This is a genomic window from Pseudoclavibacter sp. 8L (genome assembly GCF_902506465.1).
Taxonomy (GTDB): Bacteria; Actinomycetota; Actinomycetes; order Actinomycetales; family Microbacteriaceae; genus Pseudoclavibacter.
Map to the genome: position 1 here is coordinate 468,974 of NZ_LR733185.1, position 12,955 is coordinate 481,928.

General features: G+C 67.7%; 14 protein-coding genes. 5 read left to right on the forward strand and 9 right to left on the reverse strand.

What is annotated here, in order from left to right; genetic code table 11:
• Positions 1-10 precede the first annotated feature (10 nt).
• Complete coding sequence (locus GV007_RS02185; RefSeq protein ID WP_160070801.1) at positions 11-547, forward strand: CGNR zinc finger domain-containing protein; 537 nt, start codon at positions 11-13, stop codon at positions 545-547.
• Between the two features lie 282 nt (positions 548-829).
• Here the strand turns inward: GV007_RS02185 and GV007_RS02190 are convergent, their stop codons facing one another.
• The gene (locus GV007_RS02190; RefSeq protein ID WP_236558262.1) at positions 830-2,131 is read right to left on the reverse strand and encodes an O-acetylhomoserine aminocarboxypropyltransferase/cysteine synthase family protein; all 1,302 of its coding nucleotides are present in this window, start codon (positions 2,129-2,131) and stop codon (positions 830-832) included.
• Between the two features lie 99 nt (positions 2,132-2,230).
• Here GV007_RS02190 and GV007_RS02195 point away from each other — a divergent pair, with 99 nt between their 5' ends.
• Positions 2,231-3,418 (forward strand): MalY/PatB family protein, encoded by a 1,188-nt coding sequence (locus GV007_RS02195; protein ID WP_160070802.1) that lies wholly within the window; start codon positions 2,231-2,233, stop codon positions 3,416-3,418.
• 51 nt (positions 3,419-3,469) lie between these two features.
• On the opposite strand, the gene GV007_RS19375 is transcribed toward GV007_RS02195, so the two are convergent.
• Positions 3,470-3,859, reverse strand: coding sequence for a chorismate mutase (locus GV007_RS19375; protein WP_160070803.1), 390 nt, complete (start codon positions 3,857-3,859; stop codon positions 3,470-3,472).
• A gap of 127 nt (positions 3,860-3,986) precedes the next feature.
• Here GV007_RS19375 and GV007_RS02205 point away from each other — a divergent pair, with 127 nt between their 5' ends.
• Both GV007_RS02205 and GV007_RS02210 read left to right on the forward strand, forming a co-directional pair.
• A complete protein-coding gene (locus GV007_RS02205) occupies positions 3,987-5,048 on the forward strand; it encodes a cation diffusion facilitator family transporter (protein WP_160070804.1) in 1,062 nt (353 codons plus the stop codon).
• Positions 5,049-5,059: 11 nt separating this feature from the next.
• On the forward strand, positions 5,060-5,710 hold the full coding sequence (locus tag GV007_RS02210) for a GntR family transcriptional regulator (protein WP_160070805.1): 651 nt from the start codon (positions 5,060-5,062) through the stop codon (positions 5,708-5,710).
• 112 nt (positions 5,711-5,822) lie between these two features.
• Here the strand turns inward: GV007_RS02210 and deoC are convergent, their stop codons facing one another.
• From deoC to GV007_RS02230, 4 genes are all read right to left on the reverse strand, one after another.
• A complete protein-coding gene (gene deoC, locus GV007_RS02215) occupies positions 5,823-6,515 on the reverse strand; it encodes a deoxyribose-phosphate aldolase (RefSeq protein WP_160070806.1) in 693 nt (230 codons plus the stop codon).
• The gene (locus tag GV007_RS02220) at positions 6,515-6,940 is read right to left on the reverse strand and encodes an organic hydroperoxide resistance protein (RefSeq protein ID WP_104298057.1); all 426 of its coding nucleotides are present in this window, start codon (positions 6,938-6,940) and stop codon (positions 6,515-6,517) included. The genes deoC and GV007_RS02220 overlap by 1 nt, the downstream gene beginning before the upstream one ends.
• Before the next feature lie 57 nt (positions 6,941-6,997).
• Positions 6,998-7,648 carry a GNAT family N-acetyltransferase gene (locus tag GV007_RS02225; protein WP_160070807.1) on the reverse strand — a complete coding sequence of 217 codons (651 nt, stop codon included), beginning with the start codon at positions 7,646-7,648 and terminating at the stop codon, positions 6,998-7,000.
• Between the two features lie 594 nt (positions 7,649-8,242).
• Entirely contained in the window at positions 8,243-8,860 is a 618-nt protein-coding gene (locus GV007_RS02230) for a YitT family protein (protein WP_160070808.1), read from the reverse strand.
• Between the two features lie 89 nt (positions 8,861-8,949).
• Between GV007_RS02230 and GV007_RS02235 the strand changes: the two genes are divergently transcribed.
• Positions 8,950-9,429, forward strand: coding sequence for an Lrp/AsnC family transcriptional regulator (locus GV007_RS02235; protein ID WP_160070809.1), 480 nt, complete (start codon positions 8,950-8,952; stop codon positions 9,427-9,429).
• A gap of 114 nt (positions 9,430-9,543) precedes the next feature.
• Here the strand turns inward: GV007_RS02235 and GV007_RS02240 are convergent, their stop codons facing one another.
• The 3 genes from GV007_RS02240 to GV007_RS02250 all read right to left on the reverse strand — a co-directional run bounded on the left by GV007_RS02240 (position 9,544) and on the right by GV007_RS02250 (position 12,951).
• Positions 9,544-10,554, reverse strand: coding sequence for a sugar phosphate isomerase/epimerase family protein (locus GV007_RS02240; protein ID WP_160070810.1), 1,011 nt, complete (start codon positions 10,552-10,554; stop codon positions 9,544-9,546).
• A 3-nt stretch (positions 10,555-10,557) separates the two neighbouring features.
• Positions 10,558-11,790 carry a Gfo/Idh/MocA family protein gene (locus tag GV007_RS02245; RefSeq protein ID WP_160070811.1) on the reverse strand — a complete coding sequence of 411 codons (1,233 nt, stop codon included), beginning with the start codon at positions 11,788-11,790 and terminating at the stop codon, positions 10,558-10,560.
• Between the two features lie 87 nt (positions 11,791-11,877).
• The gene (locus tag GV007_RS02250; RefSeq protein ID WP_104240084.1) at positions 11,878-12,951 is read right to left on the reverse strand and encodes a substrate-binding domain-containing protein; all 1,074 of its coding nucleotides are present in this window, start codon (positions 12,949-12,951) and stop codon (positions 11,878-11,880) included.
• Positions 12,952-12,955: the final 4 nt, after the last annotated feature.

The following is a 12,955-nucleotide window of genomic DNA, read 5'->3' on the forward strand; positions in this document are numbered from 1 at the left end:
TAATAGCCTTATGCATCTCAACCCTTACGGAGAGTACGCCGTCGTCCTGGCCGCCTCGCTGGCCAACGACTGGCCAGCCGACCGCCCCGCGCTGCTCGCACGCACCCGCGAGCACGGAATGACCATGCCCTTTCCGCCAGAGGCCGAAGACCATGCGCGCACCCGCGCCGTGATCGACGAGTGGCTCAGAGTCGTGGATGCCCCGAGTGACGAACAGCGCGCCGAGGTCCTCAACACCCTCATGGCCTCGGCGACGGCCTACCCGCGCCTCACCAACCACGACAACGAAGGCTGGCACCTCCACTACCGCGACTGGAACATGTCGCTGCCGGACATCCTGCTCGCCGTCATCACCGTCGGCACCGCCCTGCACCTCACGACACGAGGCATGCACCGCCTCGGCCGGTGCGCGGCCGGACTCGACGAGGGCGACGGATGCCGAAACGTGGTCGTCGACGTCACCCGCAACGGGCGCCAGCGATACTGCTCGGTGCGTTGCGCCAACCGAGCCGCGGTTCGCCGCCACCGGGCTCGCGCGACGCGGTGAGCGCATCCGCACCCCTGCAACTTCCTCACCGAGGGCGCCTGCGCGAGAAGCCCTCGGATGCGCGTGATGGGTTTCCGCGACCGTGATGGGAAAAAACCCATGACCAGTCACCGAAACCCATCACGCCCAGCGCCAAAACCCATCAGGGACGCAGAAACCCCGCAAGCTCACCCGGCGCGAGCCGCACGCCCGCGACGCCGACCACCCGGATCTGTGCCACCCAGAGCCGCGCCAGGCAGAGGTCGTGCCACCCAGGCACGTGCCCGTCCAGGGCCGTGCCAGCTAGACCTGCGTGGCCTCGAGGCCGCGCTCGAGGTCGGCGAGGATGTCCTCGATCCCCTCGATGCCGATCGAGAGGCGAATGAGCCCGGGAGTCACGCCGGCCTCGTCGCGCTGCTCCTGCGAGGAGCGCTTGAAGATCGTCGATTCCATGTGCAGCGCCAGCGATCGCACGTCGCCGATGTGCGTCATGTGGCTGACCAGGTCGAGGGCCTCCACGAACTTGCGCGCCGCATCCGGGCCGCCGGGAAGGTCGAACGAGACGACGGAGCCCGCACCGTCCGGCAGGTACTTCTGGGCGAGTGCGTGGTACTCGCTCGACGGCAGCCCCGAGTAGTCGACCGAGGCGACCTCCGGTCGGGCCTCGAGCCATTCGGCTACGCGCTGCGCGTTGGCGACATGGCGCTCCATGCGCAGCGAGAGCGTCTCGATGCCGTGCAGCAGCAGGAACGTGCTCGTCGGCGGCACCGTGGGTCCGTAGTCGAGAACCGTGACCGACTTCACGTAGCTCATGAACGTGTCGGCGCCGTAGCGCTCGATGAACGACGGGGCACCCTCGAACGACCCCTTCGTGAAGTGCGGGAACCGCTCGGAGTTGGCAGCCCAGTCGAACTTCCCTGCGTCGACGATGACGCCGCCGATGACCGAGCCATGGCCCGAGAGCCACTTGGAGGTGGAGTGGATGACGATGTCGGCGCCCCACTCGATGGGGCGACAGAGGTAGGGGGTCGCGACCGTGTTGTCGACGATGAGCGGCACCCCGGCCTTGGCGGCCACACGCCCGAGCAGCTCGAGGTCGACGACGTCGTTCTTCGGGTTGGGGATCGACTCCGTGTACACGGCCCGAGTCTCTGGGCGGATGCGCGCGAGCCACTCCTCCTCGCTCGCATCCGCGCGGAGGAACTCGAAGTTCAGGCCCTGCCGGGTGAGGCTGCCGTCGAACAGCTGCCGGGTGCCCCCGTAGAGGCTCGCCGTCGAGAGGATGTGGTCGCCGGAAGCGGCCAGCGAGAACAGGGTCATGGCGATGGCCGCCTGCCCGCTCGACACGACGAGCCCGTTCCGCCCGCCCTCCAGGTTCGCGATGCGCTTCCCCGCGACGACGTTCGTCGGGTTGTCGCCGCGCGAATAGGCGCGCCCGACGCTCTCGCCGGAGAATCGGGCCTCGGCCTCGTCGTAGGACGGGAAGACGTACCCGGCGCTCTGGTAGATCGGGGTCACGCGTGCGCCGACGTCGCTGTCGACGACCGCGCCGGCGTGGATCTGCCTGGTCGCAAAGGTCTGTTCGTTTCGCTCTTCAATGGCCACAGGGTCAACGTACGGAACTCAGGTCAGCTTGTGGAGCCGCGGCGAAACCTTTGGAAATACGCGAGGGGCCTCGAGCGTTTGCGTGGTTACGTTTCCCACATGCCCTCGCCGACAAGCAACACCGAGACCACGAGGCGCTTCGACGCCGTCACCCGCGCGGAGCTGGCCCGCCCCGACAGCCGAAAGTGGAGCCTCAACGAGGGCACCATCGGCGCGTGGGTCGCGGAGATGGACTTCGGGACGGCGTCGAACGTGCGGCAGGCGATCCTCGCTGCCGTCGAGAAGGATGAGCTCGGCTATCTCGCCCCGCCCACCTGGGCGCGCACGGCGACAGCGGCATCCGCGTTCTTCGAGCGACGCTATGACTGGGCGGTGGAGCCCGAGCGCATCCACCACATCGCCGATGTCATGGGCGCCTTCGATGTGTTCGTGCGCCACTTCACGGCTCCGGGCTCTTCGATCATCGTGCCGACGCCCGCGTACATGCCGTTCCTCGTGACCGACGCGCTGCAGGGGCGCGAGACGATCGAGGTGGCGGGAGTGATCGAAGACGAGCGCTGGACGCTCGACTTCGACGGCATCGAACGCGCCTTCGCGAACGGGCCGGCCAACGTGGTGCTCGTCAACCCGCACAACCCGACGGGCACCGTCTACACGAGGGCCGAGCTGCTTCGCCTCGCCGACATCGTCGAGCGCGGCGGCGGCCGCGTCTTCGCGGACGAGATCTGGGCGCCGCTCACCCTCGATGGGCCGCAGCACATCCCGTACGCGTCCATCTCGGCCGAAGCGGCTCGCCACTCGGTGACCTCGACGGCGGCTTCGAAGGCCTGGAATGTCGCGGGTCTGAAGTCCGCGCAGATCATCTTCACGAACGACGCGGACCTCGAGCACTACCGCACGTTCGGCTTCGGAGTCGTGTGGGGCTCTTCGATCCTGGGTGCGTTCGCCGCCGAGGCCGCGTACAGCGACAGCGACGGCTGGCTCGACGAGGTGAACGCGGCGCTCGTCGAGAACCGCGACCTCCTCTTCCGACTGGTTGCCGAGCTGCTGCCCGGCGTGCACGCCATCGTGCCCGAATCGACCTACGTGGCCTGGCTCGACGTGTCAGCGCTCGGCATCGATGGCTCACCTGCGAAGTTCTTCCTCGACAACGCCGGCGTCACCCTGACCGCCGGAGCGTCGTGCGGGGCCGATTTCGAGCAGTACGTGCGCATCGTGTTCGCCACCCCGAAGCCGGTGATCGAGGAGATCATCCAGCGCATGGCCGACGCTCTCGCGGCCCGCTAGGGCAGCCGCCACAATCCGCAGGCCGAGGCCAGCTGGCCGAGTTCTGATCGGCTAGTTCTGCTCGGCGATGCGCTCGTGGTGGCGGATCACCTCGGCGATGACGAAGTTGATGAACGTCTCCGCGAACTCGGGGTCGAGGTGCGCCTCCTCCGCAAGCTGGCGAAGGCGGAGGATCTGGCGTCGCTCACGGTCGGGATCTGCGGGCGGCAGGCCGTGCTCCGCTTTCAGTTCGCCCACGAGGGTCGTGAATTTGAAGCGCTCGGCGAGCATGTGCACCAGCGCGGCATCGATGTTGTCGATGCTGCCGCGGATCGAGGTCAGCCGGCGAAGCGCTGCGTCGTCCGACGTGTGCTGGACCTGCGCGTCGCGAGCGGATGCGGGGGACTCGACGCCATCGACGTGCTCGTTCCTGACTGCGGGGGCTTCGCTCGATGAGGACATGCCAGGAGCCTAGCGCTGGCTCCGTGTCGCGAGAAATACGCGCCAGCCGCGGCTCGGGATTAAGCCTCCCACCACCTCCGCGAGATTGAAGATTGTCAACAATCAACAGCAAGGCTAGCCTGGACGCATGTCGAACCCAACCGAGCCTGCCGACGGTCACCGCCACGACGGCGATCAGCCGGCGCACGACCATGATGGCGGCGAGGCCTTCAGCCCGACGCATCCGTGCGTCGAACGCTCCTCCGAACTCCACGAGGACCACGGGCACAGCCACGGCCTCGGCGATCACACGACGGCAACGGGCAAGCACCGCAAAAAGCTCATCATCGTCCTCGCGATTACGGCGAGCGTGTTCCTCGTGCAGATCATCGGCGCCTTCGCCTCGAACTCTCTCTCCCTGCTCGCCGACGCCGGCCACATGCTCACGGACGCGGCCGGCGTCACCGTCGCACTCCTCGCCAGCTACGTCGCGACGCTCCCCGCTTCCTCCCGCCGCACCTTCGGCTTCCAGAGAGCAGAGGTGCTGGCGGCGCTCATCAACGGACTCATCCTCGGCGTCATCGCCGTCACGATCTTCATCGAGGCTATCCGCCGATTCGGGCAGGAGGTCGAGATCGAGTCCGGGATCATGCTCGCCGCGGCGGTCATCGGCGCCGTCGCGAACCTCGTCTCGCTTCTCGTGCTGCGATCAGGCCAGAAGGAGAGCCTCAACGTACGCGGCGCGTACCTGGAGGTCCTCGGCGATCTCCTCGGCTCGGTGGCCGTCATCATCGCGGCCATCGTCATCTGGGTGACGGGGTGGATGGTCGCTGACCAGATCGCGTCCATCCTCATCGCCATCCTCATCTTCCCCAGGGCCATCAGCCTCCTCCGCGAGGTCGTGGACGTGCTCATGGAAGCCACCCCGAAGAACGTCGACCTCGACGCGACTCGCAGGCACCTGCGGTCCGTGCCCGGGGTCGTGGATGTGCACGACGTGCATGCGTGGACCATCACCTCCGGCGTCCCCATGTTCTCCGCCCACGTCGTCGTCGCGCCCGAGACGCTCGACGAGCGGGGCCTCGACGCCGTGCTGTGCGAACTCGACGCGTGCCTGAAGGAGCACTTCGAGACGAGCCACAGCACCTTCCAGGTCGAACCGGCCACCCATGTCGACCACGCGGCCCACTCGGGCCAGCTCCACAGCTGAGGACGCACCCCATGAGCACAGCAGCCACGCTCGGCCTTCAGAGCCAGCAGACTTCGGCGATCATCGCCGACCATCTCCGCGAGCAGGTCATCGATGGTTCGTTCGCACCAGGCGCGCAGCTGAACGAGGCGCGCATCGCCGCTGACTACGAGGTCTCGCGTGGGCCGGTGCGTGAGGCACTGCAGCGGCTCGTCCAGGAGGGCCTGCTCGAGAGCCGCCGCAATCGTGGCGTCTTCGTCCGCGAGCTCACCGATGAGGACGCCGCGGAGATCTTCGCAGCCAGGGAGGTGCTCGAATGCGCGGCCGCCGCCGTCATCGCGGCCAAGTCCTCCGCCGAGCGCGCGAGCATCGCCTCAGCCCTGTCCGCCATCGTGGGGGAACTGCATGCCGCCGCCGATGCCGGCGACGAGGTCAGGGCGCTCCGCCTCGACCACGCATTCCATCGGAGGTTCGTGGAGAGCGCCGGCAACTCGCGCCTCTCCCGGGCGTACTCGACCATCGCGACCGAATCGCTCATCTGCACCTCGCACGCAGTCGGCGCGCACCCCGCGCTGGGCGACTTCAGCACCCACCACGAGGAACTCGTCCGCCTCACCGAGCAGGGTGACATCGAGGGCATTCACGAGGCCGTGCACCGGCACCTGACGCCGCGCACCGCCTGACCGGCACCAGAGCTCGAGGCGCAGAGACGAAGAACGCATGCCCCTGAGGGCATGCGTTCTTCGCACGCTCAGCGCTCCGGGCCGCCGAATGGGAACCCGGAAGACCGGACTTCTAGCCGCTGAGACCGTCCAGCACAGCTGCCGTTCCGGAGAGGCCGAGGCGAGAGGCGCCGGCTTCGACCATGGCAAGCGCATCCGCCGTCGAGCGGATGCCGCCGGACGCCTTCACGCCGAGCCGTTCGCCGACCGTCGCGCGCATGAGCGCCACGGCGTGGGTGGATGCTCCACCAGCGGCGGAGAAGCCCGTCGACGTCTTCACGTAATCGGCCCCCGCAGCCTCGGAGGCCCGGCAGGCGGCGACGATCTCATCATCGGTCAGCGCGGCCGACTCGATGATGACCTTGAGGAGTGCGGAAGGGGCGGCCTCACGGACTGCGGCAACATCCGCCTGCACGAGGTCGGCCCGGCCAGCCTTCAGCATGCCGATGTCGATGACCATGTCGAGCTCGTCAGCGCCGTCAGCGACGGCCCGGGCGGCCTCTGCTGCCTTGATCGCAGAGTGGTGCTTCCCGGAGGGGAACCCGACGACGGTCGCGATCTTCACCTCGCCCGGGTCTCCCTGCACGGGGAGCATGTTGGGCGAGACGCAGATGGAGAACGCCTTCAGGACCTTGGCCTCCTCGAGGAGGGCAGCCACCTGCCCAGGGGTCGCGTCGGTCTTCAGCAGCGTGTGGTCGACGATGCCCGCGAGCTCGGCTCGCGTGACCTGGTCATCCGGATGCGACTGGTCGTTCAATTCCGTCATCAGCTGACGACGTTGATCTGCACGTCGACGTTGCCGCGGGTGGCGTGCGAGTAGGGGCAGATGTCTTCGTGCGCGATGCGAGCGACCTCTTGGGTCTCCTCGCTCGACAGGTTCGGCGCGTACACGTCGTGGACCACCGAGAGCTCGAAGCCAGTGGGCTCGCGCTTGCCGATTCCCACCGAGGTGGAGACGGCGGCGTCCTTGGTGTCCTTGCCGAGCTGCTTGCCAGCCGCGTGGAATGCGCCGAGGAAGCAGGCCGAGTATCCGGCGGCGAAGAGCTCTTCAGGGTTGGTGCCCTCTCCGCTTCCACCCATCTCCTTCGGGGGACGCGTGTCGAGATCGATGCGGTCGTCTTCCGAACGCACGTGGCCGTCGCGGCCACCACCGGAAGCGTGGGCAATTGCGGTGTACACAGGAGTCGTCATGGGTCCATGGAACCACGTCTGCTGACGGACACGCTGAGGCGAGCCCCGCGTTCTCGTTCAGCGGGCTGTTGTTGTGTCGACGGGACCAGCCTCGCCGACCAGCTCCACCCCGGCTTCGACCCGTGCACGCAGCCGGTCGCGGACTGCCGGCCACTCGGACTCGATGACGGAGAAGCGGACTGTGTCTCGCCAGGTGCCGTCCGCACGGAGCTGGTGACGCCGCAGCACCCCCTCCCGGGCAGCACCGAGCTTGGCAAGCGCCGCCTGCGAACGTTCATTGCGGTTGTCGACGCTGAACTCGACTCGCCCGAAGCCCACCCGGAAGAGGTGGTCGAGGAGCACCAGCTTCGTCGCCGGGTTCACGACGCTCCCCCACACCGCTGGCGCGTAGGCGGTCCACCCGATCTCCGCCGATTCCCTGGCCAGGTCGACGCGACCGATCGACGTCGTGCCGACGGCCCGCCCGTGCTGCGGCCCGCCGTTGACTCTGACGATGTAGGTGCATCCGTTTCGGGGCCCAGGCGTGTAGTTCTCCACCCAGTCGTCCCAGTGTCGACGGTCGGGCATCCCAGCTGGACCCCCACCCCATCCGGACGCGAACACCTCTGGCACGCAGAGGACATCGCCGAGTTCCGCCCAGCCTGCCGCGCTCGCCGGATGGAGCGAGATGTGCCGGCCTTCCAGGACCTGCGAGGGATCGAGATGCATAGCCTCATGAAACACGATCCAAGCGCCCCCGACCGACAGCGACGCGGCCAGTGCAGCGAGGCACGATGCGAGTTCGGGCACAGCGGCACGGAATGCCGATTCCGTTTTCACAGCCTTGATCGGCCCATCGCATTCCCTGCGAAGCACCAGATCAAATTCGGATTCGCCAGCACACCGATCGCAAGGCATGTGGACGATCCGAATGGACTAAATGGTTCATTAGCTGCACCGGATGCGCGCGTCGACCCGCCACCCCCGTGTTAGCTTCCTTCATGTGGCGAGCGCAACGAGCACCGTCCGGGCAACCTCACGAAAGTGAAGCCGCCTTCGGCAGCGCAGCCACCCCATCCGTGAGATCTCGAGCTGCGGTTCGAGGTGGGGAACGGAACAGAGAGCAACCAAATACTCCCCTCGCCGGTGCGTAACGCCGGGTTCGAGAAACTGCAGCCCGAATCAACACGGGGTGGGCGTCATCGGGGGACGACGCCCGACTGCACTCCTCATCTGGCGACCGCGGCAGGGGACGATGGGCACCAACCTCGGGGGAGGTTGGTGCCCATCACTGCTTGCGCGGGCGGTGACGGACGACTGAGGTCAGGAGGCTCGGTACCTGCCCGGCCGATGATTGAGCATGATGATGACGCTCAGCACGCCGGCACCGAGCGCCGAGATGAGCACCTGCGACGGGTCGAGGACGGTGAAGGAGGCAAGCACCACCAGCAGGTCGAGCGCCAGCAGCACGTAGCCGGCCCGCACGCCGAACCTCTCCTGCGCGACAAGTGCGACGACGGTGAATCCGCCGAGGCTCGAGTTGTGCCGGAACAGGATGAGCAGCCCGACGCCGCACAGGACGTTGCCGAGCACCGCCGCGTAGACGGGAGGCAGCTCGAGAGGCCCCACCCCCGCGACGGATGCGTGCAGCGAGGTCAGTACGGAGACGAGCGCGATCGAGGCGAGACTCCTCACGACGAACCGCCAACCCTTGCCTCGAGCGGCGAGCGCGAAGAACGGCAGGTTCACGACGACGAAGATGACCCCGAACGGAACGGGCAGCACGTACCCGAGCAGCAGCGCCAGGCCGGCGGTCCCTCCTGTGACGAGGCCGCCCGACTTGAGGAGGAAGAGCCCGAACGAGATGACCAGAACTCCGACGGCGAGGCCGGCGATGTCGTCGAGAGCGCGGTGGCGTGGAGGCGCGACGAGTTCAGGCATGCGCTGAGCATGTCCCCCAAGGGTATTCTGCGCAAGACAAGCTGCGCGGACTGAGCAGTTTGCACGCTCTCCGCACCTGAGGAGGAGATTTGCCCAATCATCGTGGCTTCGACGCCCTGGACGCCCGCATCATCCGGACGCTCGACCGACTCCCTGGCGCCTCCGTGCTCGCCCTCTCGAGAGAGCTCGGCGTCGCCCGGAACACCGTGCACGCTCGCCTGTCGCGGCTCACCGACGAGGGGATGCTCTCGCCGGAGAGCACCCGCCTCAGCGCCGCCGCCCTCGGCTATCCGCTGACCGCCTTCGTCGCGCTCTCCCTCAGCCAGAACGCCGCCGACGAGGCCTACGAGCGACTCGGCGAGATGGCCCAGGTCGTGGAGGTGCACTCGACGACCGGCGATGCCGACCTGCTGGCGCGTGTCGTCGCCAAGGACACCAGCGACCTGCATCGGGTGACCCGCGCCATGCTCGAGCTGCCCGGCGTCACCCGGACGAGCACCACCGTCTCGCTCTCCGAGGTCGTGCCGTACCGGCTGGCGCTCATCCTCGACGACCTCGCTGAGGGCTGATCCGCGCCGGCGCCGGCCTGACGCACCCAGCCCACGCAGAGAAGTGCGGCAGATGCAGGCTCCCATTCTCGGGAGCATGCATCTGCCGCACTCTTGTGGCCGGGCAGGGGCTGCCTAGTCCTGCTTCGTAGAGAAGGCCGAGTCGAACGCCGCCTCCGACGGACGATACGTCGAGAGCTTGCGCACGAACCCCAACGCCTCGGGAGCGCCGACGAGGCGGTCCATGCCCGCGTCCTCCCACTCCACCGACAGCGGACCCTCGTAGCCGATCGCGTTCAACATGCGGAAGCAGTCCTCCCACGGCACGTCCCCGTGCCCGGTCGAGATGAAGTCCCACCCACGCCGCGGATCCGCCCACGGCAGATGCGACGACAACCGCCCATTCCGACCATTGCTGAGGCGCTTCTTCGTGTCCTTGCAATGCACGTGATAGATGCGGTCCTGGAAGTCCCACAAGAACCCCACCGGGTCGATGTCCTGCCACACCATGTGCGACGGATCCCAGTTCAGCCCGAACGACTCCCGATGCCCGATCGCTTCCAGCGCACGCTTCGTGGTCCAGTAGTCATACGCGATCTCGGACGGGTGCACCTCGTGCGCGAACCGGACCCCGACCTCCTCGAACACATCCAGGATCGGGTTCCACCGGTCGGCGAAGTCCTGGTAGCCCGCGTCCACCATCGCCTCCGTCGCGGGAGGGAACATCGCCACGTACTTCCAAATGCTCGAGCCCGTGAAGCCGGTCACCGTCTTCACACCCAGCGCCGCCGCGAGGCGGGCGGTGTTCTTCAGCTCCTCCGCCGCACGCTGCCGCACCCCCTCCGGCTCGCCGTCACCCCACACGCGGTCGGAGACGATGTCCCGGTGGCGCTGATCGATCGGGTCATCACACACGACCTGACCCTTCAGGTGGTTCGAGATCGTCCACACTTTGAGACCATTGCGCTCGAGAATGTCGAGCCGCCCCTGGACGTACTCGGCGTCATCCCACCGCCACGGATCGAGGTGATCTCCCCAGCAGGCGATCTCCAAGCCGTCGTAGCCCCACTCACCCGCGAGCCGCGCGACCTCCTCGAACGGCAGATCGGCCCACTGACCGGTGAACAACGTGACAGGACGAGACATGTGCTAGCTCCTCTGGAGTTCTGGTTCGACTGAGGTGTGCGCCGCATCGCTCGGCACGGGAATAGAGACCCACGAGCTGCCGTGTGCCGAGCTCTCCTCGACGGCGGCGAGTACCCGCTGGACGGCGAGGCCGTCGGCGAACGAGGGCGCCGGAGCTCGGTGAGCCGCGATGTCCTCGACAAGCTCGACCGCCTGGTGCGTGAAGGCGTGCTCGTAGCCGAGGCCGTGGCCGGCCGGCCACCACGCCTTGATGAATGGATGGTGCTCTGGCTCGGTGACGATGATGCGCGTGTACCCGGCCGTGGTGGGATCGCCGCTCGCGTCGAAGTACTCGAGCACGTTCATGTCCTCGAAGTCGAAGGCGATCGATCCCGTCGTGCCGTTGATCTCGAGCCTGATCGCGTTCTTCCGGCCGTACGCGAAGCGCGTCGCCTCGAAGACGGCGATCGCGCCGCCCTGCAGGCGGCCGAAGAAGACTGCGGCATCGTCGACCGTGACGGGGCCGCGCTCGGTGCCACCGGTTCCGGAAAGCCCAGCGAAATCCTCGGCGACGGGTCGCTCCTTCACGAACGTCTCCACGAGACCGGAGACTCCGCTCAGCTGCTGGCCGGTGATGAAGTGGGTGAGGTCGACGATGTGCGCCCCGATGTCGCCGAGCGCACCCGAGCCGGCCTTCTCCTTGTCGAGACGCCAGGAGAGCGGCGCGTTCTCGTCGGCGAGCCAGTCCTGCAGGTACTGGGCTCGCACCTGACGGATGTCGCCGATGCGACCCTCCGCGACGAGCTGCTGCGCGAGTCGGATCGCCGGCACTCGCCGATACGTGAAGCCGACCATGGCGCGCACGCCGTGAGCCTCGGCGGCGATCGCCGCCGCGTTCATCCGCTCAGCCTCCTCGACTGTGTTGGCGAGCGGCTTCTCGCAGAGCACATGCTTGCCCGCCTCGAGCGCCGCGATGGCGATCTCGGCGTGCGTGTCGCCCGGCGAGCAGATGTCGATGAGCTGCACGTCGTCGCGAGTCAGCAGCTCCCGCCAATCTGAGGTGCTCGATGCCCAGCCGAGCTTGTCAGCGGCCTGCGCCGCCTTCGCGGCGTTCCGGCCAGCCACGACGCGCATCTTGGGCGCGAGCGGCAGGTCGAAGAAGCGGGGAGCGTTCCGCCACGCCTGCGAGTGCGCGGCCCCCATGAAGGCGTAGCCGACCATGCCGATGCCCAGGTCCGGCTGTGCGTCTTGACTCATTGTTCACTCTTTCATTCAGGAGGCCAACGCGGGGCGGAGTCAGAGAGGAGGAGAGCCCCGCCCCGCGCGGACAGTGTGAGCAGCTGGTTACGACTCGAACGCCGCGTCGATGTAGTCGCCGACGTTCTCGCTCGTCACGACGGGCGCGTACAGCTGCACAAGACGCGGGACGCTCTGCGACGTGAGGTCGCCGAGCGAGCGGTCGTGCGCGATGAGGCGGGCCAGCTTGATGCCATCGGCCGCCTGCGTCGACGGGTAGACGACGGTCGCCTTGACGACACTGTCGCCCTCCTGGATCTCGCGCATCACGTTCGCTGAGCCCGCGCCGCCGACGAGGAAGAACTCGTCGCGGTTGGCGTTCTCGATGGCCGAGAGGACACCGACACCCTGGTCGTCATCGTGGTTCCACATCGCGTCGATCTGCGGAGCAGCCTGCAGGAGGTTCGTGGCCGCCTGCTCACCACCCTGCACCGTGAAGTCGGCAGCGACCCGGTTCGAGACCTCGAGACCGCAGTCGCCGAGCGCATCCGCGAAGCCCTGGCTGCGCTCCTGGGTGAGCGGGAGGGAGTCGATGCCGGCGATCTCCGCGACCACGGCGTCTGGCTTGTCCGCGAGCTGCTCGCACATGTACGTGCCAGCGCTGACGCCCATGCCGTAGTTGTCGCCGAGCACCGTCGTGCGGGCGGCGAAGGGGCTCGTGAACTCGCGGTCGACGTTGATGACCGGGATGCCCGCCTCCATCGCCTTCGTTGCGACCTCGGTGAGGGCGGCGCCGTCGAAGGGCAGCAGCACGATGGCGTCGACGCCGTCGTTGATGAAGCCCTCGATCTGGCTGATCTGCAGGTTCACGTCATTCGTGCCCTCTGCGACACGAAGCTCGACGTCTTCATACTTCGCGGCCTCCGCCTCGGCGGCGGACGTGATGGCGCCCATCCAGCCGTGGTCGGCTGCCGGGGCCGAGAAGCCGATGACCAGCGGCTCGCCGGCCGCGTCGTTGTCGGACGCCGTGGCGTTGCCGCCTGCTGGAGCCTCGCCCTCCGCCGCCGGCGGGGTGTTCGAGAGGCAGCCGGTGAGCAGCAGCAGCGCCGAAGCGGCCGTTGCGCCTGCTGCGAGGATCCGGCGCTTTCGGGAAGCTGTCTTCCTGAAGGAACTCGTGGACATGGGG

Coding starts and splice junctions, on each gene's coding strand:
- deoC (WP_160070806.1), bottom strand. CDS start 6,515: ATGACGGAATTGAACGACCAGTCGCATCCGGATGACCAGGTCACGCGA.
- GV007_RS02220 (WP_104298057.1), bottom strand. CDS start 6,940: ATGACGACTCCTGTGTACACCGCAATTGCCCACGCTTCCGGTGGTGGC.
- GV007_RS02205 (WP_160070804.1), top strand. CDS start 3,987: ATGTCGAACCCAACCGAGCCTGCCGACGGTCACCGCCACGACGGCGAT.
- GV007_RS02185 (WP_160070801.1), top strand. CDS start 11: ATGCATCTCAACCCTTACGGAGAGTACGCCGTCGTCCTGGCCGCCTCG.
- GV007_RS02230 (WP_160070808.1), bottom strand. CDS start 8,860: ATGCCTGAACTCGTCGCGCCTCCACGCCACCGCGCTCTCGACGACATC.
- GV007_RS02245 (WP_160070811.1), bottom strand. CDS start 11,790: ATGAGTCAAGACGCACAGCCGGACCTGGGCATCGGCATGGTCGGCTAC.
- GV007_RS02195 (WP_160070802.1), top strand. CDS start 2,231: ATGCCCTCGCCGACAAGCAACACCGAGACCACGAGGCGCTTCGACGCC.
- GV007_RS19375 (WP_160070803.1), bottom strand. CDS start 3,859: ATGTCCTCATCGAGCGAAGCCCCCGCAGTCAGGAACGAGCACGTCGAT.
- GV007_RS02225 (WP_160070807.1), bottom strand. CDS start 7,648: ATGCATCTCGATCCCTCGCAGGTCCTGGAAGGCCGGCACATCTCGCTC.
- GV007_RS02210 (WP_160070805.1), top strand. CDS start 5,060: ATGAGCACAGCAGCCACGCTCGGCCTTCAGAGCCAGCAGACTTCGGCG.
- GV007_RS02250 (WP_104240084.1), bottom strand. CDS start 12,951: ATGTCCACGAGTTCCTTCAGGAAGACAGCTTCCCGAAAGCGCCGGATC.
- GV007_RS02240 (WP_160070810.1), bottom strand. CDS start 10,554: ATGTCTCGTCCTGTCACGTTGTTCACCGGTCAGTGGGCCGATCTGCCG.